21 protein-coding genes are annotated in these 19,720 nt (G+C 66.7%); 14 read left to right on the top strand and 7 right to left on the bottom strand.

The genetic code is table 11. The annotated features are described in order from the left end of the window. The first annotated feature begins 67 nt into the window (after positions 1–67). Positions 68–832: a class I SAM-dependent methyltransferase gene (locus VGV41_RS09870; RefSeq protein ID WP_326863641.1), complete on the top strand. Its 765-nt coding sequence runs from the start codon at positions 68–70 to the stop codon at positions 830–832. 35 nt (positions 833–867) lie between these two features. Further along, positions 868–2,439, top strand: a complete 1,572-nt coding sequence (locus tag VGV41_RS09865) for a tetratricopeptide repeat protein (RefSeq protein ID WP_326863640.1) — start codon at positions 868–870, stop codon at positions 2,437–2,439. A gap of 188 nt (positions 2,440–2,627) precedes the next feature. Here VGV41_RS09865 and VGV41_RS09860 read toward each other — a convergent pair whose 3' ends face one another. Then, positions 2,628–3,146: a VOC family protein gene (locus VGV41_RS09860; RefSeq protein WP_326863639.1), complete on the bottom strand. Its 519-nt coding sequence runs from the start codon at positions 3,144–3,146 to the stop codon at positions 2,628–2,630. Positions 3,147–3,238: 92 nt separating this feature from the next. On the opposite strand from VGV41_RS09860, the gene VGV41_RS09855 reads away from it, so the two are divergent. The 10 genes from VGV41_RS09855 (at position 3,239) to VGV41_RS09810 (ending at position 12,829) form a co-directional block, all read left to right on the top strand. Then, positions 3,239–4,159, top strand: a complete 921-nt coding sequence (locus VGV41_RS09855) for a MoxR family ATPase (RefSeq protein ID WP_326863638.1) — start codon at positions 3,239–3,241, stop codon at positions 4,157–4,159. A 273-nt stretch (positions 4,160–4,432) separates the two neighbouring features. After that, positions 4,433–5,776 (top strand): VWA domain-containing protein, encoded by a 1,344-nt coding sequence (locus VGV41_RS09850; protein ID WP_326863637.1) that lies wholly within the window; start codon positions 4,433–4,435, stop codon positions 5,774–5,776. Between the two features lie 54 nt (positions 5,777–5,830). Then, a complete protein-coding gene (locus VGV41_RS09845; RefSeq protein WP_326863636.1) occupies positions 5,831–6,154 on the top strand; it encodes an XdhC family protein in 324 nt (107 codons plus the stop codon). A gap of 176 nt (positions 6,155–6,330) precedes the next feature. Then, a complete protein-coding gene (locus VGV41_RS09840; protein ID WP_326863635.1) occupies positions 6,331–7,032 on the top strand; it encodes an XdhC family protein in 702 nt (233 codons plus the stop codon). Continuing rightward, complete coding sequence (locus VGV41_RS09835) at positions 7,029–8,651, top strand: molybdopterin-binding/glycosyltransferase family 2 protein (protein WP_326863634.1); 1,623 nt, start codon at positions 7,029–7,031, stop codon at positions 8,649–8,651. Before VGV41_RS09840 ends, VGV41_RS09835 begins: the two co-directional genes overlap by 4 nt. A 66-nt stretch (positions 8,652–8,717) precedes the next feature. Beyond that, positions 8,718–9,119 carry a DUF4189 domain-containing protein gene (locus tag VGV41_RS09830; RefSeq protein WP_326863633.1) on the top strand — a complete coding sequence of 134 codons (402 nt, stop codon included), beginning with the start codon at positions 8,718–8,720 and terminating at the stop codon, positions 9,117–9,119. Positions 9,120–9,244: 125 nt separating this feature from the next. Next, on the top strand, positions 9,245–9,967 hold the full coding sequence (locus tag VGV41_RS09825; RefSeq protein WP_326863631.1) for a helix-turn-helix domain-containing protein: 723 nt from the start codon (positions 9,245–9,247) through the stop codon (positions 9,965–9,967). Next, positions 9,964–10,728, top strand: coding sequence for an efflux RND transporter periplasmic adaptor subunit (locus tag VGV41_RS09820; protein ID WP_326863630.1), 765 nt, complete (start codon positions 9,964–9,966; stop codon positions 10,726–10,728). Before VGV41_RS09825 ends, VGV41_RS09820 begins: the two co-directional genes overlap by 4 nt. After that, complete coding sequence (locus tag VGV41_RS09815) at positions 10,725–11,657, top strand: ABC transporter ATP-binding protein (protein WP_326863629.1); 933 nt, start codon at positions 10,725–10,727, stop codon at positions 11,655–11,657. Before VGV41_RS09820 ends, VGV41_RS09815 begins: the two co-directional genes overlap by 4 nt. A gap of 23 nt (positions 11,658–11,680) precedes the next feature. Continuing rightward, positions 11,681–12,829 (top strand): ABC transporter permease, encoded by a 1,149-nt coding sequence (locus VGV41_RS09810; protein WP_326863908.1) that lies wholly within the window; start codon positions 11,681–11,683, stop codon positions 12,827–12,829. On the opposite strand, the gene bcsS is transcribed toward VGV41_RS09810, so the two are convergent. Beyond that, on the bottom strand, positions 12,830–13,570 hold the full coding sequence (gene bcsS / locus VGV41_RS09805) for a cellulose biosynthesis protein BcsS (RefSeq protein WP_326863628.1): 741 nt from the start codon (positions 13,568–13,570) through the stop codon (positions 12,830–12,832). Between the two features lie 97 nt (positions 13,571–13,667). Further along, complete coding sequence (locus tag VGV41_RS09800; protein WP_326863627.1) at positions 13,668–14,447, bottom strand: helix-turn-helix transcriptional regulator; 780 nt, start codon at positions 14,445–14,447, stop codon at positions 13,668–13,670. Positions 14,448–14,539: 92 nt separating this feature from the next. On the opposite strand from VGV41_RS09800, the gene VGV41_RS09795 reads away from it, so the two are divergent. Further along, on the top strand, positions 14,540–15,778 hold the full coding sequence (locus tag VGV41_RS09795) for an MFS transporter (RefSeq protein ID WP_326863626.1): 1,239 nt from the start codon (positions 14,540–14,542) through the stop codon (positions 15,776–15,778). Here VGV41_RS09795 and VGV41_RS09790 read toward each other — a convergent pair whose 3' ends face one another. The 4 genes from VGV41_RS09790 to VGV41_RS09775 all read right to left on the bottom strand — a co-directional run bounded on the left by VGV41_RS09790 (position 15,779) and on the right by VGV41_RS09775 (position 19,131). Then, the gene (locus tag VGV41_RS09790) at positions 15,779–17,074 is read right to left on the bottom strand and encodes a gallate dioxygenase (RefSeq protein ID WP_326863625.1); all 1,296 of its coding nucleotides are present in this window, start codon (positions 17,072–17,074) and stop codon (positions 15,779–15,781) included. An 86-nt stretch (positions 17,075–17,160) separates the two neighbouring features. Beyond that, complete coding sequence (locus tag VGV41_RS09785) at positions 17,161–17,697, bottom strand: DUF488 domain-containing protein (RefSeq protein ID WP_326863624.1); 537 nt, start codon at positions 17,695–17,697, stop codon at positions 17,161–17,163. Then, a complete protein-coding gene (locus VGV41_RS09780) occupies positions 17,697–18,497 on the bottom strand; it encodes a DUF72 domain-containing protein (protein WP_326863623.1) in 801 nt (266 codons plus the stop codon). Before VGV41_RS09780 ends, VGV41_RS09785 begins: the two co-directional genes overlap by 1 nt. 184 nt (positions 18,498–18,681) lie before the next feature. Continuing rightward, on the bottom strand, positions 18,682–19,131 hold the full coding sequence (locus tag VGV41_RS09775; RefSeq protein ID WP_326863622.1) for a carboxymuconolactone decarboxylase family protein: 450 nt from the start codon (positions 19,129–19,131) through the stop codon (positions 18,682–18,684). Positions 19,132–19,203: 72 nt separating this feature from the next. Between VGV41_RS09775 and VGV41_RS09770 the strand changes: the two genes are divergently transcribed. Next, positions 19,204–19,689 (top strand): Rrf2 family transcriptional regulator, encoded by a 486-nt coding sequence (locus VGV41_RS09770; RefSeq protein ID WP_326863621.1) that lies wholly within the window; start codon positions 19,204–19,206, stop codon positions 19,687–19,689. The last annotated feature ends 31 nt before the right edge of the window (positions 19,690–19,720 follow it).

The raw sequence follows: 19,720 nt of genomic DNA, 5'->3' as shown, positions 1-19,720 counted from the left end.
TAAACGACAATATTGTACCATGCTATCCGCCGCGCGACAGTGCCTTCGGCAAGCAAGGAGCACATCGATGTCGCGCGCGCATGAGACAGTCGTCGACGAACAGTTCGGCCCGCGGGCAAAGGCTTATGTCGAGAGCGCGGTGCATTCCGCCGGGCAGGATCTCGATGCATTGGAGATGTTGGTGCGACAGGCCGCACCGGCGCACGCGCTCGACCTTGGCTGCGGCGGCGGGCACGTCGCCTATCGGCTCGCCAAGCACGCCCGGCGCGTGACCGCGACCGACCTGTCGGCGGAGATGCTGGCGGCGGTGCGCGCGACCGCGGCGGAGAAGGGCCTCGCCAATCTGGATACCGAGGAAGCGCCGGCAGAGAAGTTGCCGTTTGCCGACGGCACGTTCGACCTCCTCGGCTGCCGCTACTCGGCGCATCACTGGCGCGATTTCGTCGCCGGCGTGCGCGAGGCGCGGCGGGTGCTCAAGCAAGGCGCGCCGGCGGTGTTCATCGACGCCTATGCGCCCGGCGATGCCCTCTACGATACGCATGTGCAGGCGGTCGAGCTGCTGCGCGACACCTCGCATGTGCGCGACTACACGTTGGCCGAATGGGCATTGGCGCTGGAGGGCGCTGGCTTTGCCATCCGCGCGCAGCGCACCTGGCAATTGCGCATGGACTACCCGGTGTGGATCGCGCGCATGCGCACGCCCGAGGTCAGTGCACGCGCTATCCGCGCGTTGCAGATGGCCGCGTCGGCCGAGGTGCGGGCGCATTTCGCCATCGAGCCGGACGGCTCGTTCATGCTCGACATCATGATGACCGAGGTCGTCGCCGCCTAGCGTCAGCCCGGCGCGCGGGGTGCTATCCTCGCCCGATGAGTCGTCAGACCGCTGCCGTCGATTGCACCAGCATGCTGCGCGACGCCATCGCGCTGCATCAGGCCGGGCGGCTCATTGACGCCGAGCCGCTCTATCGCGCGGTGCTCGCCGCCGCACCGGACAATTTCGATGCGCTCCATCTGATCGGCGTGCTCGCGCACCAGCAGGGGCGGCACACGGAAGCGGTGGCGCTGATCGGCGCCGCGCTGGCGCAACGGCCGGACGAGCCGGTCGGGCTCGCCAATCGCAGCGCGGCGCTCAATGCGCTGCGGCGCTTCGAGGAGTCGCTCGCCGATTGCGACAAAGCGATCGCCGCCAAGCCCGACCATGTCGACGCCTTCATCAACCGCGCGCTGGCGCTCAAGGAGCTGAACCGGGCGCACGAGGCGCTGGCGAGCTGCGATAAGGCGCTGCGGCTGAAGCCGGACAGCGCCGACGCCTGCAACAATCGTGGCCTCGCGCTGATTGCCTTGCAGCGGCCGGCCGATGCCTTGGCGAGCTACGAACGCGCGCTGGCGCTCGATCCACACAACGCCGAGGCCTGCAATAACCGCGGCCTCACTTTGTACGAACTCGGCCGCATCGACGAGGCGCGCGCCAGTTTCGATCGTGCCGTCGCGATCAGGCCCGCTTTCGCGCAGGCGTACTGGAACCGGGCGCAGGCGATGCTGCTCGCCGGCGATTTCGAACAGGGCTGGCGCGCGCACGAGTGGCGGCTCAAGGCGCATCCGGAATTGCAGCGCGCGTTCGCGCAGCCATTGTGGCTCGGCGACCGGCCGCTCGCCGGCAAGACCATTTTGCTCCATGCCGAGCAGGGGCTCGGCGACACGCTCCAGTTCTGCCGCTATGCGCCGCTGGTCGCCGCGCAGGGCGCGCGCGTCGTGCTCGAGGTGCAGAAGCCGCTCGTCGATTTGCTGCGCGATCTGCCGGGTGTCGCGACCGTGGTCGCCCGCGGCGAGGCGCTGCCCGAATTCGATCTGCATTGTCCGCTCTTGAGCCTGCCGCTCGCTTTCGGCACGACGCTCGAGTCGATCCCGGCGCAAATTCCGTATCTGCACGCGCCGGAGCGCGCGTTGGCGTGGGACGCGCGTCTGGGGAGCAAGCGGCCGCGCATCGGCCTCGCCTGGTCGGGCAATGCCGGCCACAAGCGCGACCGTGCCCGCTCGATCCCGCTTTACGCGCTGCTGCCGCTATTCGACCTCGAGGCGACCTTCGTCAGCCTGCAGAAGGACGTGCGTGCCGCCGATGCGGCCGTGCTCAAGCAGACGGCGAAGATCGTCGACGTCAGCACCGACCTCGACACGTTCGCCGACACCGCGGCGCTGATCGCCCAGCTCGATCTCGTCATCGCGGTGGACACCAGCGTCGCGCATCTGACCGGCGCGCTTGGCAAGCCGTTGTGGCTGCTGCTGCCGACCGCGCCGGACTGGCGCTGGCTCACCGACCGCCACGACAGCCCGTGGTATCCGGGCGCGCGGCTGTTCCGGCAGAACGCGACGCGCGCCTGGGGGCCGGTCGTCGCCCGCGTGCGCGCGGCGTTGCAGGAGTTGATCGCGCGAAGCTCATGATACCGGCTGAAGCAGCTCCGCGCGCATGGTCTGCTCCCTCTCCCCTGTGGGGAGAGGGTGGCGTGACTCTCGAATACTGTAACCCCTCACCCGGATCGCCCATCGCGCGTCGAAGACGCGCGCAAACGCGCTTATGGGCGATCCGACCTCTCCCTATGGGAGAGGTGAAGCAGGCGTTGTGCCCAAGCCTACGCCTTGTCCAATTCGGCTAAGAGATCGTGCAGGTCGAGCGGATGCGTGAACATCTGCAAGCTTCCGTCCGGCTTCTGCGGCCACTTGTCCTTCGGCCGGTCCCAATAGAGCTCGACGCCATTGTCGTCCGGGTCGCGCAGGTAAAGCGCCTCGGAGACGCCGTGGTCGCTGGCGCCCTCGAGCGGAATCTTGGCGATCACCAGCCGCTTGAGTGCGTCGGCCAGCAGCCGCCGGGTCGGGTAGAGGATGGCGGTGTGGTAAAGGCCGGTGGTGCCGGGGGCGGGCGGGTGCCCCCCGCGGCTCTCCCAGGTGTTCAGCCCGATATGATGATGGTAGCCGCCGGCCGAGATGAAGGCGGCCCCGGGGCGGGTGGTGGTCACCTCGAAGCCGAGGACGCCGCAATAGAAGGCGAGCGCCCGATCGAGGTCGGCGACCTTCAAGTGCACGTGGCCTATGCGGACACCGGCGTCGATTGTCTGGAATTCGCGGGTCTTTTCGGCAGTTTCGGTGGACATGGGAGCTATCCCTGGCTGGCCGGGAGCGGCTTTGCTACCCACATGTAAGCCGGCCCCCGGTTCGGATAAAGTGTCACGGAGGTGACCGAGGAATGTCTGTTACACCGCTCCCCACCAGCATCGATGCCACCGTCGACCTGCTCGGCAAGGCGGGCTACATCGCCGACCGCTCGCTGGCGACAGTGCTCTATCTGGCGTTGAAGATGGGGCGGCCGATCTTCCTCGAGGGCGAGGCCGGCGTCGGCAAGACCGAGATTGCCAAGGTGCTGGCGGCGAGCCTCGGCCGCAAGCTAATCCGCCTCCAGTGCTACGAGGGCCTCGACGTCTCCGCCGCGGTCTACGAGTGGAATTACGGCGCGCAGATGATCGCCATCCGTCTCGCCGAGGCGGAAGGCGGGGGTGACCGCGAGCGCATCGAGCACGACGTGTTCTCCGAGAGATTCCTGATCAAGCGGCCGCTCCTCCAGGCGCTGGAGCCGGACCCGGACGGCGCGCCCGTGCTGCTGATCGACGAGATCGACCGCACCGACGAGGCCTTCGAGGCGTTCCTCCTGGAAGTTTTGGCCGACTTCCAGGTGACGGTGCCGGAGCTCGGCACGGTCAAGGCGCCGCACCCGCCGATCGTCGTCGTCACGTCGAACCGCACGCGCGAGGTGCACGACGCGCTCAAACGGCGCTGCCTCTATCACTGGGTCGGCTATCCCGACGCCGCGCGCGAATTGAAGATCCTGCGCACCAAGGTGCCGGGCATCGCCAAGAAATTGTCGGAGCAGGTCGTCGCCTTCGTGCAGCGTCTGCGCAAGGAAGATCTGTTCAAGGTGCCGGGCGTCGCCGAGACGCTCGACTGGGCCGGCGCGCTCACCGAACTCGACGCCGTCGCGCTCGATCCGGCCACGGTGTCGGACACGCTCGGTGTGCTGTTGAAATATCAGGACGACATTGCCCGCCTCGACACCAGCAAGGTGAAGGCGCTGCTCGACGAGGTGAAAACGGAGTTGCGGGCGGCGGAGTAATTGGACCTATCGATGCCTGACCAATCGGACATCACGAACGAAGACATTCTTCGAAGTCTCACGGATGTGGGATCTTCGATACCGATCGGTTATCTGCCCCTCAATACAGTAGAAAACCTATTGTCGATGGATGTGAACGCTCTCGCATCGAGGCTGCACGGACGAGGCTTAAGAGCAAAAATCTTTTTATCGGCACAATGCAGCATCAAGAGCGGCGCGATCTATGCCTACGACGCCGACGCCTTGCAGCACCTTCTGGATCAGGAGCGAGAGATGCTTGCCGCCTGCCGTTGGCCGCGTGACGCAGATTCGTTTGTAGATCGCCTAGCCAAGGACTGGGTCGACGATCCGGATAATCCAATCGTTGCTGTAATCGAACGCGCTTTCGGAAATCGCGCTTTTTCCCAGGATGGAAGTTCTTCCGTCGGACAGGCCGGCAAACTCGCCGACAACATCCTCTATTTCGCGCGCGCGCTGCGCGCGGCCGGCATGCCGGTCGGGCCGGGCGCGGTGCTCGATGCGGTCGAAGCCGTGCAGGTGGCGCAGGTTGGCAATCGCGACGATTTCTATTGGACTCTGCACGCCGTCTTCGTGAAGCGGCACGAGCACTCTATCCTGTTCGATCAGGCCTTCCGCATCTTCTTCCGCCGCCGCGGGCTGATGGAGAAGATGCTCGCCGCCATGCTGCCTGAGACGCTGCCGTCGGCACCGAAGCCGCCGGAGGCGGGCGCGCAGCGCATCCAGGACGCGCTGTTTGCGGGCAACCAGCGCGAGCGCGAGCAGGAGGTCGAGATCGACGCACGGCTGACCGTCTCCGATCGCGAGGTGCTGCAGAAGAAGGACTTCGCGCAGATGACCGCGGCCGAGGTCGCGCAGGCGAAAGATGCGATTGCGCGGATGGCGCTGCCCTTCGAGTTGGTGCGCACGCGGCGTCTGGCGTCCTCGCGGCGCGGCCACATCATCGACGTGCGCCGGACGCTGCGCGCCAGCATGAAGGCTGGCGGCGCCGTCATCGACCTCAAATACATGGGGCCGCGGCAGAAGGAGCCGCCTATCGTCGCGCTCCTGGATATCTCCGGCTCCATGAGCCAGTACACGCGGCTCTTCCTGCACTTCCTGCACGCCGTCACCGAGCGCGAGAAGCGCGTCACCACCTTTCTGTTCGGTACCCGGCTGACGAACGTCACCCGTTCGATCCGTCAACGCGACCCGGACGAGGCGCTCGCTGCCTGCGGCGCCAATGTCGTCGACTGGGCCGGCGGCACGCGCATCGCCACCTCGCTGGCCGAATTCAACAAGCGCTGGGCGCGGCGGGTGCTGGGGCAAGGGGCGGTGGTGCTGCTCATCACCGACGGGCTTGAGCGCGATGCCGACGATACACTATCATTCGAAATGGACCGGCTGCACCGCTCGTGCCGCCGGCTGATCTGGCTCAATCCCCTCCTGCGCTTCGAGGGCTTCGAGCCCCGCGCCAAAGGGGTGCGGACGATCCTGCCGCATGTTGATGAACTGCGGCCGATCCACAATCTCGATGCCATGAGCGACCTGGTGCGCGCGCTCGCGGGCGCGCCGGTCAAGGGCCATGATCCGAAGGAGATGCTGCGGAGCGTGGCCTGATCTTTCTTACCTCTCCCCGCTTGCGGGGAGAGGGAGAACAAGCGGAGGTTTGCAATGCTCGCACGTGACGAAGACATCCTCAAAGCCGCCGAGGACTGGCGCAAGGCCGGGCGCGGCGTGGCGCTGGCGACGGTGGTCGAGACCTGGGGCTCGGCGCCGCGGCCGGTCGGCTCCAACCTGGTCATCGATGAGGAAGGCAACTTCCTCGGCTCGGTGTCGGGCGGCTGCGTCGAAGGCGCGGTGGTGACCGAAGCCATCGATGTGATCGATAGCGGAAAGCCGAAGATGCTGGAGTTCGGCGTCGCCGACGATGCCGCCTGGAAGGTCGGCCTCTCCTGCGGCGGCACCATCCGCGTCTATGTGGAGAAAGTTAGTTAGATTGTATCGCAGCTTGCTCGCTTCACCTCCCCCTGGAGGGGGGAGGTCGCCAGCCTGAGCGAAGCGAAGGTTGGCGGGAGGGGGTGAACTTTTAGGATTCACCCCACCCCGGCTCGCTTCGCTCGCCGACCCTCCCCCTCCAGGGGAGGGTGGAAGAATGAACCGGGAGTTCTCAATTGAAACTCGACATCCTCCACACCCTCAACACCGAGCGTGACGCGCGGCGCGCTGTCGTCGTCGTCACCAACGTCGAGAGCGGCGCCCAACGCATCGTGAAAGCGGCCGACATCGGCCGTGATCCGCTCGCCGACGTGATCGACAAGCGTCTGCGCATGGCGAAAAGCGGCATGGAGGAGACGGCCGAGGGCCGCGCCTTCCTCACCGTGCACGTGCCGTCGCCTCGGCTCGTCATCACCGGCGCCGTGCACATCAGCCAGGCGCTGGCGCCGATGGGGCAACTGCTCGGCTACGACGTGACCATCGTCGATCCGCGCACCGCCTTTGCCTCGCCCGAACGCTTCCCTGACGTGAAGGTGCTCGCCGAGTGGCCGGACACGGCGCTGCCGCCGTTGAACATCGACCGCTACACCGCCTTCGTTGCGCTGACGCACGATCCGAAGATCGACGATCCGGCGTTGCTGCATGCCTTGCAGAGGGACTGCTTCTACATCGGCGCGCTCGGCTCGAAGAAGACGCATGGCCGCCGCGTCGAGCGGCTGAAGCAGGCCGGCATCCCGGATGCGGCGATTGCGCGCATCCACGCGCCCATCGGCCTGTCGCTCGGCGCGGTGTCGCCGGCCGAGATCGCGGTCTCGATCATCGCCGAGATCACGCAGTCGCTGCGCGTGAGGAGCGACAAGGCGGCGGTAGCGGCATGAAATTCGGCGCGGTCCCGGTCGGCGAAGCGCTCGGCGCCACAGCGGTGCATTCGATCCGCCAGGGCGATCTGGTGCTCAAGAAGGGCACCTTGATCCGTGCCGAGGAAATCGCCGCGCTCAACGCCGCCGGCGTCAAGGAGATCGTCGTCGCGCGGCTCGAGCCGGACGACGTCTCGGAGGACCGGGCGGCGGCCGACATCGCCGCCGCGATCGGCGGCGATAACGTACGGCTCGATCGCGCCTTTACGGGCCGCTGCAATCTGTTCGCGGAAAAGGCCGGCGTGCTGGTGGTCGATCGCGACGCGGTCGATCGTCTCAACCGCGTCGACGAGGCGGTGACGGTGGCGACGCTTGCCGCCTACAAGCCGGTGGTCGAAGGCGAGATGATCGCGACTGTGAAGATCATCCCGTTCGGCGTCGCCGGCGGCGCACGCGACAAGGCGATGGCCGAGGCGGTGCGCGTGCAGCCGGTCATCCGCGTCGCGCCCTATACGATCAAAAAAGTCGGCATCGTCTCGACGCTGCTGCCGGGCCTCGCCGCCAAGGTGATCGACAAGACGCTGAGGATCACCGAAACGCGCATCGCGCCGGCCGGGGCGCGCATCGTCATGGAAAAGCGCGTGCCGCACGAGCAGGCGGCGCTCGCGGGCGCCATCGCGCAGGTGCGTGACGCCGGTGCCGAGCTTGTCATCGTGTTCGGCGCCTCGGCCATCGCCGACCGCCGCGACGTCATCCCGATGGCGATCGAGACCGCCGGCGGCGAGATCGAGCATTTCGGCATGCCGGTCGATCCCGGCAACCTGATGCTGGTCGGCCGCATCGCCGGGCAGCCGGTGGTCGGCGCGCCGGGCTGCGCGCGCTCGCCGAAGGAGAACGGCTTCGACTGGATCCTGATGCGGTTGCTCGCCGGCCTGCCGGTCACACGAGCGGACATCACCGGTATGGGCGTCGGCGGCCTGCTGATGGAAATCGTGACGCGGCCGCAGCCGCGCGCCGAGCCGCAGCCCGAGAAGGGCAAGCGCGTCGCCGCCGTCGTGCTCGCCGCCGGCCGCTCGACGCGCATGGGCGCGGTCAACAAACTGATCGCCGAGATCGGCGGCAAGCCGCTGGTGCGCATTGCGGCCGAGCAGGCGCTCGCCTCGCACGCATCGCCGGTCATCGTCGTCACCGGCCACGAGAAGGACAAGGTCGCGGCGGCGCTCGCCGGCCTGCCGGTGCGTTTGGTGCACAATCCCGATTACGCCGAAGGCCTCGGTTCGTCATTGCGCACCGGCATCGCCGCCGTGCCGGCGGAGGCCGACGGCGCCATTGTCTGCCTCGGCGACATGCCGCAGGTCGACGCACCGCTTATCGACAAGCTCATCGCCGCCTTCGATCCCGAGAAGGGCGCGCTCGTTGTCACGCCGACGATCGACGGCCGCCGCGGCAATCCGGTGGTGTGGTCGCGCCGCTTCTTCCCCGATCTGATGGCGGTGCAGGGCGACATCGGCGCACGCAACCTGATCGGCAGCTATGCCGAGGCGGTCGTCGAAGTGCCGGTGGCCGGGGAAGGCGCGCTGATCGACGTCGACACCCCTGAGTCGCTGTCGGCGGTCAAGGCGGAAATCGAACGCGCTTGAGACTCGAATCATTGAACCGGTTCCCCGACTCACGCCAGCTTGCCGGCAATTGGGGCAGGGGCCTTCATGGCAGAGGTCTACAGACCGTTCGCCCGCGTGCTGGTGGTTGCCGCCTTGCTGGCAGCAACCGCGACGCTGATGCTCGTCACGGTGCAGACCGCACGCGCCGCCGGCGCGCTGGCGATCGGCAAGTGCGGCGCCTATGGCGAGGCTTTTGACTTCCGCAGCATCGCGGACGCCAGCAAGAGCGCGCTCGCCAAGTGCAAGGACGAGAGCTGCCGCGTCGTCGCGACGGTGAAGCGCGGCTGCGCGGCGCTGGCGGTCGATTACGCCAACCCCTGCGGCAGCCATGGCTGGGGCAAGGGGCCGCGGCTGGGCGCCAGCCAGAACGTCGCGCTGCGCTCCTGCTACACCGACGGCGCCAAGGACTGCGTCATCCGCACCTTCTTCTGCGACGCCAAGGGCTAAGGCCCCCGGCCTCCGCAATTCAGCCCGGCATACGCTTTCCGACGCCAGCGGCATCCTCCGCCCTTGCGCCAGTCGCTCCCTTGTGCTAAATATGACTGACCGGTCAGTCATATTCGAGAAAACGCATGGCCAAGCGCAAGGTCGCGACAGCGAAGCGGGAAGGGCGGACGGAGAAGCGGGGAGAGTCCGCGTCCGATGCGGCCCGGCCACGCGCCGCCGCCACGCCAGCCGCCAAACCGGCGCGCGCCGGCAAGCGCGAGACGCAAAGCATCGCGCGGCGCGAGGCCATTCTCGCCGCGGCGCTCGACGAGTTCGCCGCGCGCGGCTTCGAGGCGGCGCGGCTCGACGACGTTGCAAAACGCGCCGGCGTCGCCAAGGGCACCATCTATCTCTACTTTCGCGACAAGGAGAGCCTGTTCCAGGAACTGATCCGTACGACGCTGACGCCGATTGCCGGCATCCTCGAAGGGCTCGGCACCGTCGATGTGCCCGTGGCGATCCTGTCCGAGCGGATCGTCGACATGTTCGTACGCGAGGTCTACGAGACGCGGCGCAAGGACGTCATCCGCCTCATCCTGTCGGAAGGCCGGCGCTTCCCGCAGATCGCCGAGTTCTATTATCGCGAAGTGCTTTCACGCATCATCGCCGCCGTGCGCGCGCTGATGCGTCGCGCCGCCGCGCGCGGCGAGGTGCCCGCCGGCCTCGTTGATTTTCCGCAGCTCGTCGCCGCACCCGGACTGATAGCCATCATCTGGGGCGGATTGTTCGATCGGTTCGAGCCGCTCGACGTGCGCGCGATGATGAAGACGCATGTCGATCTGCTGTTCGGCTCGCGGAGGGCTATATGAGAGTTTCCGCCGTCGCCGCCCTCGTCGTCGCATCGCTGGCGCTGGCCGGCTGCGATTCCAGCAACCCGAACGTGCTGCAGGGCTGGGTCGAGGCCGACCTCGTCTTCGTCAGTCCCGACGAGCAGGGACGCGTCGAACTCCTGAAGGTGCGCGAAGGCGATCGCGTGCACAAAGGCGATCTCCTGTTCACCGTCGACGACGGTCTGCAGGAGGCGGACGTCGCAGTGAGGGAAACTGCGCTCGTCAACGCGCAGCAGACGTTCACGCGCGCCAAGGAATTGCTCAAGACCGCGGCCGGCACGCAGAAGACCTACGACGATGCCGAGGCGGCAGTGCGTCAGGCCAAAGCCAATCTCGATTGGTCGAAGACGCGGCTCGAGCGGCGCACCGCGCGCAGCCCGGCCGACGGCACCATTCAGCAAATCTATTTCCGGCCCGGCGAGACGGTGGCGCCAGGCCGCGCCGTGCTGTCGTTGCTGCCGCCGGAGAATTTGAAGATTCGCTTCTTCGCGCCGGAGACGCTCGTTCCCGCCATCAAATACGGCGAGACGGTCGCGGTCTCCTGCGACGGCTGCGCTGCGGATCTGAAGGCGAAAGTGACCTTCATTTCCGGCAGCGCCGAATATACCCCGCCGGTGATCTACAGCCTCGATGAGCGGGCGAAGCTCGTCTACCTGATCGAGGCGCATCCGCTGGACCCGGACAAATTCCGCGTCGGCCAGCCGGTCACCGTCACGCTGCCGGGCGGAGCGGGATCATGACGTCCGAGATCGTCATCGATGTGCACGGCCTGACCAAGAAGTTCGACGGACGTGCGGTGGTGCGCGATCTGTCGATGCAGGTGAAGCGTGGCACGATCTACGGCTTCCTTGGCCCGAACGGGTCCGGCAAGACGACGACAATCCGCATGCTTTGCGGGCTGCTCACGCCGGACGAGGGCACCGGTACCTGTCTCGGCTTCGACATCCGCACCGAGACCGACAAGATCAAGCCGCGCGTCGGCTATATGACGCAGCGTTTCAGCCTGTACGAAGACCTCTCGGTGCGCGAGAACCTGGAATTCATCGGCCGCATCTACGGACTGGCGCGGCCGCGCGAAGCTGCGCGCGCGGCGATCGAGCGCCTCGGCCTGAAGGGGCGCGAGGACCAACTGGCGCACGAGCTTTCCGGCGGCTGGAAGCAGCGCCTGGCGTTAGGGGCCTGCACGCTGCCGAGTCCGCAATTGCTGCTGCTCGACGAGCCGACCGCCGGCGTCGACCCCAAGGCGCGGCGCGATTTCTGGAACGAGATCCACGCGCTCGCCGCCGAAGGGCTCACCGTGCTCGTCTCGACGCATTACATGGACGAGGCCGAGCGCTGTCACGAGATTGCTTACATCGCTTATGGCGAGCTCATGGTGCACGGCACCGTCGAGCACGTGATTGAAGGCTCGCATCTGTCGACCTACATCGTCAGCGGCACGGATGGCCACGCGCTGGCGGCGCTGGCGGACGAACTCGCGCACACGCCCGGCATCGACATGGTGGCGCCGTTCGGGACCAGCCTGCACGTGTCGGGGCGCGATCGCGCCAAGCTCGATGCCGCCATTGCGCCGTTCCATAGCGAAGGCTTCGACTGGAAGCCGTCGCATCCGTCGCTCGAGGATGTGTTCATCGACCTGATGGGCCGCGCGCGGGACAATTTCCAATGAGCGAGGCCTCGACCACGCGCGTCATGTCGGCCACGCCGCCGCGGCGGATTCCCGGCTCCGGTTTCGGGCGCAAGACCTACGCCGTGCTGGTCAAGGAGTTCATCCAGCTCAAGCGCGACCGCGTGTCTTTCGCCATGATCATCATGGTGCCGCTGGTGCAACTGATGCTGTTCGGCTACGCCATCAACACCACGCCGCGCGACCTGCCGACGGCCGTGCTGCTGCAGGAGTCGAGCGATCTGTCGCGTTCGATTCTGGCGGCGCTGAAGAACACGCGCTATTTCAAGATCACGCAGTTGCCGCACACCGAGGCCGAGATGGATCGCCTGCTCGCTTCCGGGCAGGTGCTGTTCGCCATCGAGATCCCCGCCAATTTCGAGCGCGCCGTGCGGCGCGGCGAGTCGCCGTCGATGCTGGTCGAGGCCGATGCGACCGATCCGGTGGCGTCGGGCTCGGCCTTGAGCGCGCTCGGCGAGGTCGTGCAAACGGCGCTCGCGCATGATCGCGACATCCCGGCCGTTTCGGCGATGCCGTTCCAGATCCGCGTGCATCCGCGCTACAACCCGGCCGCCGTTACCCAGCTCAATATCGTGCCCGGGCTGGTCGGCACCATCCTCACCATGACCATGCTGATCTTCACCGCGTTGTCGGTGACGCGGGAGATCGAACGCGGCACGATGGAAAACCTTTTGTCGATGCCGATCTCGCCGGTCGAGATCATGCTCGGCAAGATCATTCCCTACATCCTGGTCGGCTTCGTACAGGCCTCGATGATCATCGCCATCGGCGTGTTGCTGTTCGGCGTGCCGATCGTCGGCAGCCTGGCGCTGCTCGCGGCGCTCAGCACCCTGTTCATCGCCACCAATCTGTCGATCGGCTACACCTTCTCGACCATCGCCCAGAACCAGCTGCAGGCGATGCAGATGACGATCATGTTCTTCCTGCCGAACATCCTGCTGTCCGGCTTCCTGTTTCCTTTCGCCGGCATGCCGCGCTGGGCGCAATGGGTGGGCGAGGCGCTGCCGCTGACGCACTACCTGCGCATCACGCGCGCAATCATGCTCAAGGGGTCGTCGATGGGCGACCTGCGTCACGACGCGATCGCGCTGTCCATCCTGATGCTGGTGGCGATGACCATCGCGGTGACGCGCTTCCGCCGCACGCTCGACTGATCACTGCCGCATCGAAAGTCCGAGCCGCAGGTACGGACTCACCATGCCGTCGGAATCGCGCGCGACACCGACCGCCCAGGACCATTCGTAATTTTCCGCCCTGAGCTCGGTGATGTGCAGGCCGAAGCGCACGTGCCGGTATCCGTCGGAGCCGAAATATTGCGTCTCCGGCCCGATGTAGAAGCCGTCCTCGAACATGTCCTCGCAGACGCGCCAGCCGACGGCGAACCGCGCGGACATATTGGTCGCGATGGTGGACAATGACAGTTCCGAGGCGACCATCGTGTCCGGCGTCGGCTCGTACCAGAGCTCGGTCGCAAAGCGCACCCCGAAGTCGCTGCCTTGCAGGCGATTGCCGGGGTCGCCGGGCCACAGTTTGTGCCGCTCGATGTCGGGGCCGAAGAACACCTTGATGTCGACGCCGTGCCGTTTGATGCGCCAGCCGGGCAGCACCTGCAGCAGCCATTCCGCGCCGACCACCTGCTCGCCGCCGAGGTCGCCGGCGTTGTAGCGGTAGAGACCGCCCGACATCAGCACCTTCAACATCAGGCCGTCGTCGTCGAAGCCGCCGGGCGCGGTGAGGAAGCCGCCATAGGTGAAGGCGCCGTTGCGCCAGATGTCGCGGCCGGAAAACAGGATCGTGGTGGCGTCTTCGTCGTCACCGGCCTGCGCGTCGCCCACACACAAAAGCACCACGGCCGCGGCGGCGAGTGCCACGCTCCAGTCCCAGCCCCGACGCATGACGCCTCACAGACGCAACACAACGAGTACCAAAATACCTGTGCAATCAAAGCGCGTCGCTGTGGGTATGTCTACTAAAACGTGTGCTGCGGTTGTGTCAGCCGGCCCGGCGCAGCCGCCGCGGCGGGCCGCCGAGGATGCGGTGGACCATCGCTGAGAATGCGCTCGCGCTGGCGTAACCCACCGCGGTCGCCGTCTCGGCAACCGAGGCGCCATCGGCAAGACGGGCAAGGCCGTCGACAGCACGCAAACGTGCCCGCCATTCGGCAAAGCCGAGGCCGGTTTCGGCGCGGAAAATGCGGGCCAGAGTGCGCCGGCTGGCGCCGGCCTCGTCGGCCCAGCGGTCGAGATCGTGGTCGATGCTGCAGTCGTCGAGCAAAGCGCGGGCGACGCGCAAAGCGCGCGCATCGCGCGGCATCGGCACGTCGAACCGTCGTTCCTCGAGCCGCGCCAGCTCGGTGAGGATCAGGCGCGCGATGATTCCGCCGCGGCCGTTCTCGTCGAAATCGACGGGCTCGTGCAGCAACGCCAGGATCAGCTCGCGCATCAGGCCGGAAATTTCCACCAGCACAGGCTGCTGCGGCAGGCTCATAGCCGCGGTCGGATCGACATAGAGCGCGCGCATCTCCACCTGGCTGCGCATGGTGATGCTGTGCGGCCATTCCGACGGCAGCCAGAGCGCGCGCGCCGGCGGCAGGATCCAGGCGGCCTGCTCCGTTTCCACGCGGAGGATGCCGGACGAGGTGTGCAGGAACTGCGCCCGGCGGTGGATGTGAAGCTGGATGTGCTCGCCAGCCGTCCGCCGGCTCGCCATCACGGCGACCGGGCGCGGCGCGTCGTCCATGTTGGGCCGATAGATCGGCCGCGATCCGGGCACTGGCAGCTCCCTGGCCTGATCGCGACGAAAATCGACCGAACATCGCCAAAAGGCAAGCGGTATACCGGGCCTGCAATGGGAGAGTCGGGACGATGAACCCCACCACGGTCGGCCATTCCGGCCACGACGAGGCGCACAAGCGCCAGCTGATCGGCTTCCTCAACTGGGCGCACGGGCTCGATCACTTCGTGCTGCTGATCTATCCGACGGTGGTGCTCGGGCTCGGCGCCGTCTACGGCCGGCCCTATTCGGATCTGATCGTCTACTCGACCGCCGCCTTCATTGCTTTCGGCGTGTTCTCGCTCCCCGCCGGCCTGCTCGCCGATCGCTGGAGCCGGCGCAACATGATGGGCATCTTCTATCTCGGCGTTGGCGGCTCGCTGGCGCTCGCCGGGCTGGCGCCGAACCTGATCGTGCTCGCCGTGGCGCTCTTCGCGATCGGCACTTTCGCCTCGATCTATCACCCGGTCGGCATGGCCATGCTGATCGAGGCCTCGCAGGCGCGGGGCCGCACGCTCGCCTTCAATGGTGTTTGCGGCAATCTCGGCGTCTCGCTCGCCGCCGGCATCAGCGCGGCGCTGGCCGCCTGGCTCGGCTGGCGCATGGCGTTCCTCGCGCCGGCCGTGCTCGCGGTGGCAACCGGCGTCGTCTATCTGTGGGTGACGCCCGACGACCGCCACCACGCCAGGATGCGCAAGAAGACTGCGGCGGTGACGATGACGGCGCGCGAGGCGGTGCTGCTGTTCGGGCTGTTCATCGGCATCGCGCTCACCGCCGGCACGGTATTCAATCTCCTGACCATCGCATTGCCGAAGATCATCGACGAGCGGCTTGCCGCGCATGTGCCGCTGCTCCTCGCCGGCAGTGTCGCCACCCTGGTGCTGATCTGCGGCGCGATCGCGCAGCTCTGCGTCGGCCGCCTGGTCGAGCGCTTCCCGCCGCATGCGCTGTTCGCCGCGATCACCGCGCTCGGCTTCCTCGGCAATCTGTGGGCGGCCTATGCCGACGGCGTCATGCTGATGGTGGCGCTCGCGGTCGCCATCGCCGCGATCTACGGGCAGGTGACGGTCAACGACATCGTGCTGGCGCGCTACACCGCCGACGCCTGGCGCGGGCGCATCTACGCGGTGCGCTATTTCCTGCTGTTCGTCAGCGCCGGCGTTGCCATCGGCATGATCGCGCTTCTGCACGACAAGGGCGGCTTTCCGCTGGTGCTGGCGGCGAACGCGGCCATCGCGCTGGCGATGTTCGTGCTGACGGCGGGTCTGGCGGTGCTGGTCGGCCATGTGGAGCGGCGGCAGCCCGAGGCGATCGCACAGGCGGCGGAGTAGTCAAGCCACCGGCTCCTCGTCCCACGCGAGCCGCTTCGCATCCGTGCCGGCCACCGAATAGAGCGCGCCCGGCGCGTTACGCGTCTTCTGGAACTCTTCGAGCGTCTCGCCGCGCATGGCCGCGTAGATGTGCAGGTTGGACACGCCGGTGACCGCGCCGAGTTTCTCCAGCATGAAGAAGGAGACGCCGTAGCGGATCATCGTCCGCCAGTCGCGGCGGCGGAGCATGTCCTGCTCCTCCGCGGAGAGACCGGCGGCGCGGGTGGCCTGGTTCTCGTCGGCGAGGAAGGCGGCGCGCTTCTCCGGCACGATCAGGTCGTGCAGGAATTTGTTGAGGCGGAAGCCCTTCACGCTGCGCGCCAAAGTGAACGGGTAGGTGCCGGTCAGCGCCTCGGCGCCGGCGAGCTGGTGGCCGATATGGCGGCGATAGTCGGCATTGACGTCGGCCATCGGTTCGACCGCCTCGTTCTCGTAGATCGCGGTGGCGATGCCGGTCATCGAAGGCAGATAATAGGTGCGATGAAGGCACTTGATGTTCGCCGACAGCGCGCCGCGCATCACGAGCCACATGATCACCTCGGCGCCCTCCATGCCGCCGAGCCGCGCATAGTCGGCCTGCGTCATGCGCGTCAGCGTGACCGGGTCCTTCTCGATGAGGTCGAGGAAGCGCTCATCCCACGCCGTGTTGTTGAAGCCGGCGCGCTCGCCGTGCACCTGGTGCGACAGGCCGCCGGTCGCCACCAGCGCGACCTTGAGGTCTTCCGGATAGCTCTCGATCGCCTTGCGCAACGACTGCCCCAGCTTGTAACAGCGCAGCGCCGAGGGCACGGGAAACTGCAGCACGCCGACCTGCAGCGGCACGATCTTTCCCGGCCACGCCGGCTCGTGCGGCCACATCATCGACAGCGGCGAGAAGCAGCCGTGATCGAGCGGCTTCCCTTGAAAGAACGACATATCGAACTCGTCGGCGACCAGCGCCGCGCCGATATGGTGCGCGAGGCCGGTGTGCCCTTTGACCGGCGGCAGGTCGCGCACGCCGCCGCCTTCATCGGCGACGGCGTAGCTGTCGCCGACGCCCAGCGCGAAGGCCGAGTAGTGATCGAAGAAGAACGAGGTGACGTGGTCGTTGTAGATGACGAAAAGCACGTCCGGCTTCTGCCCGGCGAGCCATTGCTGCACGGGGCGGAACGCCTCGAAGATCGGCTTCCACACCGGATCGTTCTGCTTCTGCCGGTCGTAGGCAAAGCCGATGGCCGGCGTATGCGAAGCGGCGACGGCGCCGATGATGCGTGCCACGTGCGTACTCCCGGATGTCGTATCGGGGAGTCTGTTTCAGCCGCAACGGTCGGCGTTGATTCAGATCAAGCGCGCTGTGGTTGCGATCAAAACAGCGGCGGGATCAGGTCGTCGACCTTGAGCGGCAGACGCTTCTCGAGGTGCGTGCAGATGACCCAGCGGTGACAGGTCTTGGGATCGCGGCAGTAGCAGAGCAGGGCGATGCGTTTGCCGGACTTCACCAGATCGGCGAGCTCGCCGAGTTCGGCCTGCGGCTCCGGCGTCCTGATGTGCTTCTCGTAGATGCGCCACAGCGTGTCGCGATCGCCGGCGCGCGCGGCCTGGCGGCCCTCGGCCGGCGTGCCGAGCTTCTGAAAATGCAGATAGGCAATGCCGGCGTCGTCGAGCGAGGCGGAAAGCTGGCGCTTGGAGAAGCCCGGCCGGCGCGACGCGGCGACGGCGCGGACGTCGACGAGCATGTCGATCTTCGCCTGCTTCAGCTCATCGAGCACGGCGGCGGGCTTTGCCTGCTCATAGCCGATGGTGAACAACGACAGTACGCTGCCGGACGTCTTCTTGCGCTTGGTTGCGGCCTTCTTCTTCGCCGCCGGCTTGCGCGTCGCCTTCTTCGCCGTCTTCACCATTACGACACCCGTTCGATCAGCGCCATGGCGGCGGCCGGCGCGCGCACCTTGGCCTCGTGGATGAAGTAGATGAAGGTGTCGCGCGGCTCTTTCTTCGCCGCCTTCTTGTCGACGTAAGCGAGATCCGTCGGCGCGCCACCTTTGGACCAGGTCCTGGCGCGGTCGGCCCACGCATCGAGCGCCTTGGGCGGATAGCCGGCCTTGAGCTTCTCGTTGCCCTTCTGCAGCCGTGCATAGACGAAGTCGGCGGTGAGGTCGGCGATCTCGGTATAGGTCTCGTGCTCGGCGTAGCAGATGGCGACGCCGGCCTTGCGCGCCAGCGCGATGAAGGCCGGCGTCTTGAAGGTGTCGTTGCGCACCTCGACCACGTGACGCAGCGTGTGGCCGTCGAACGTCTTCGGCAAGAGATCGAGGAAGCCGCCGAAGTCGGCCTCATCGAACTTCTTGGTCGGGGCGAACTGCCAGAGCAGCGGACCGAGTTTCTTGCCGAGCTCGGTGACGCCTGACTCGAGGAAGCGTTTGATCGACTCGCCCGCCTCGCTGAGCACGCGCCGGTTCACCGCGTAACGCGGGCCCTTGAGCGCGAACACGAAGCCGTCCGGCACTTCGCTCGCCCAGGCGCGGAAGGTCTTCGGTGCCTGCGTGCGGTAGAAGGTGCCATTCACCTCGATGGAGGTGAGGTGCTGCGCGGCATATTCCAGCTCGCGCGCGTGCGGCAGGCCCTTCGGATAGAAGACGCCGCGCCATGGTTCGTAGGTCCAGCCGCCGATGCCGGCGTAGATTTTGCCCTGCAGTGTCATGCGCTTGTCACGTGTTGCCGATAATGTGCCTGGTAATCGCGATGCAGTGTAGCGTCTTTGTCATCGCGTGACGGCCACTTTCGAACGGGCGACGCCGGATGAACGCGCGCCAATTCGGGTGGTCGTTTTGTTTTGCCCGAGTTCCAGCGGGCCGCGCCACCCGAAAAGCGACAGGCCTCCAGTGCTACGCCGCTTCGACGGCGGGAGCGAGCCGCGAGCCGATACCGACGCGGTTCATGGCGTTCATCAGCGCGATGACGATGGTGAGGTCGCCGATTTCCTTCTCGCTGAATTCGGTCTTCACCAGCGCATAGTCGGCGTCCGGCGCGCCGGTCTGCGCGATATTGGTGAGGCTCTCGGTCCAGGCGAGGGCCGCGCGCTCGCGCGGACTGAAAAAGGGCGCCTCCTTCCAGGTGATCAGGCTGTTGACCTTGCGCTGGTCCTCTCCGGCTTTCACGAGGTCGCGCCAGTGCAGGTCGACGCAATAGGAACAGCCGTTGATCTGGGAGACGCGCAGGTAAACGAGGTCGACAAGCTTTCGGTCGAGACCCGAGGCCTCGATGTACTGATAGAGCGGGCCGAACGCCTTGTAGCCTTCGGGCGCGACCTGGCGAAGGTTGAAACGCTGCGACATTGCGAACTCCATTGCAAAAACGGCACAATCGTATTACGGATAAAAAATATCCGCTTAGAGGCTAGCGTCAAGATGCGATTGTCGGAAGGTGTCGAGTGGGCCGTGCATGGCTGCACGGTGCTGGCCGCATTGCCGGAAGGGCGCGCGCTCGGCCCGGCCGACCTTGCGGCCTTCTTCGAGGTGCCGAGGGCGTATCTCGCCAAGCAGCTGCAGGCTTTGTCGAAAGCCGGGATTCTGAATGCATCGCGCGGACCGTCGGGGGGCTACCGGCTGGCGCGGCGGACGGACGAGATCACGCTGCGCGACATCGTACTGGCGGTCGAAGGGCCGGGCCCGTCATTTCGCTGTCAGGAGATCCGCCGCCGCGGCCCGACCGGGCAGCCGCGCCGCTGCTATCCGAAGCCGTGCGGCATCGCGCGCGCCATGTGGGCGGCCGAGCGGGTCTACCTCGCCGAACTCGGCAAGGTCACGCTCGCCAGATTGATCGCGGAGGCGGCGTACGAGGTGTCGCCGGAGCAGCAGGCGGCGATGAGCCGTTGGCTCAAGCGGGTCGCGTAAGGCCGCGGTGCGCCGAAAAGCAGAAGGCCCG

Source organism: Pseudolabrys sp., assembly GCF_035943735.1.
Classification (GTDB): domain Bacteria; phylum Pseudomonadota; class Alphaproteobacteria; order Rhizobiales; family Xanthobacteraceae; genus Pseudolabrys.
Note: the sequence above shows the minus strand (reverse complement) of the source record. Positions and strands in the feature narration are given on the sequence as shown.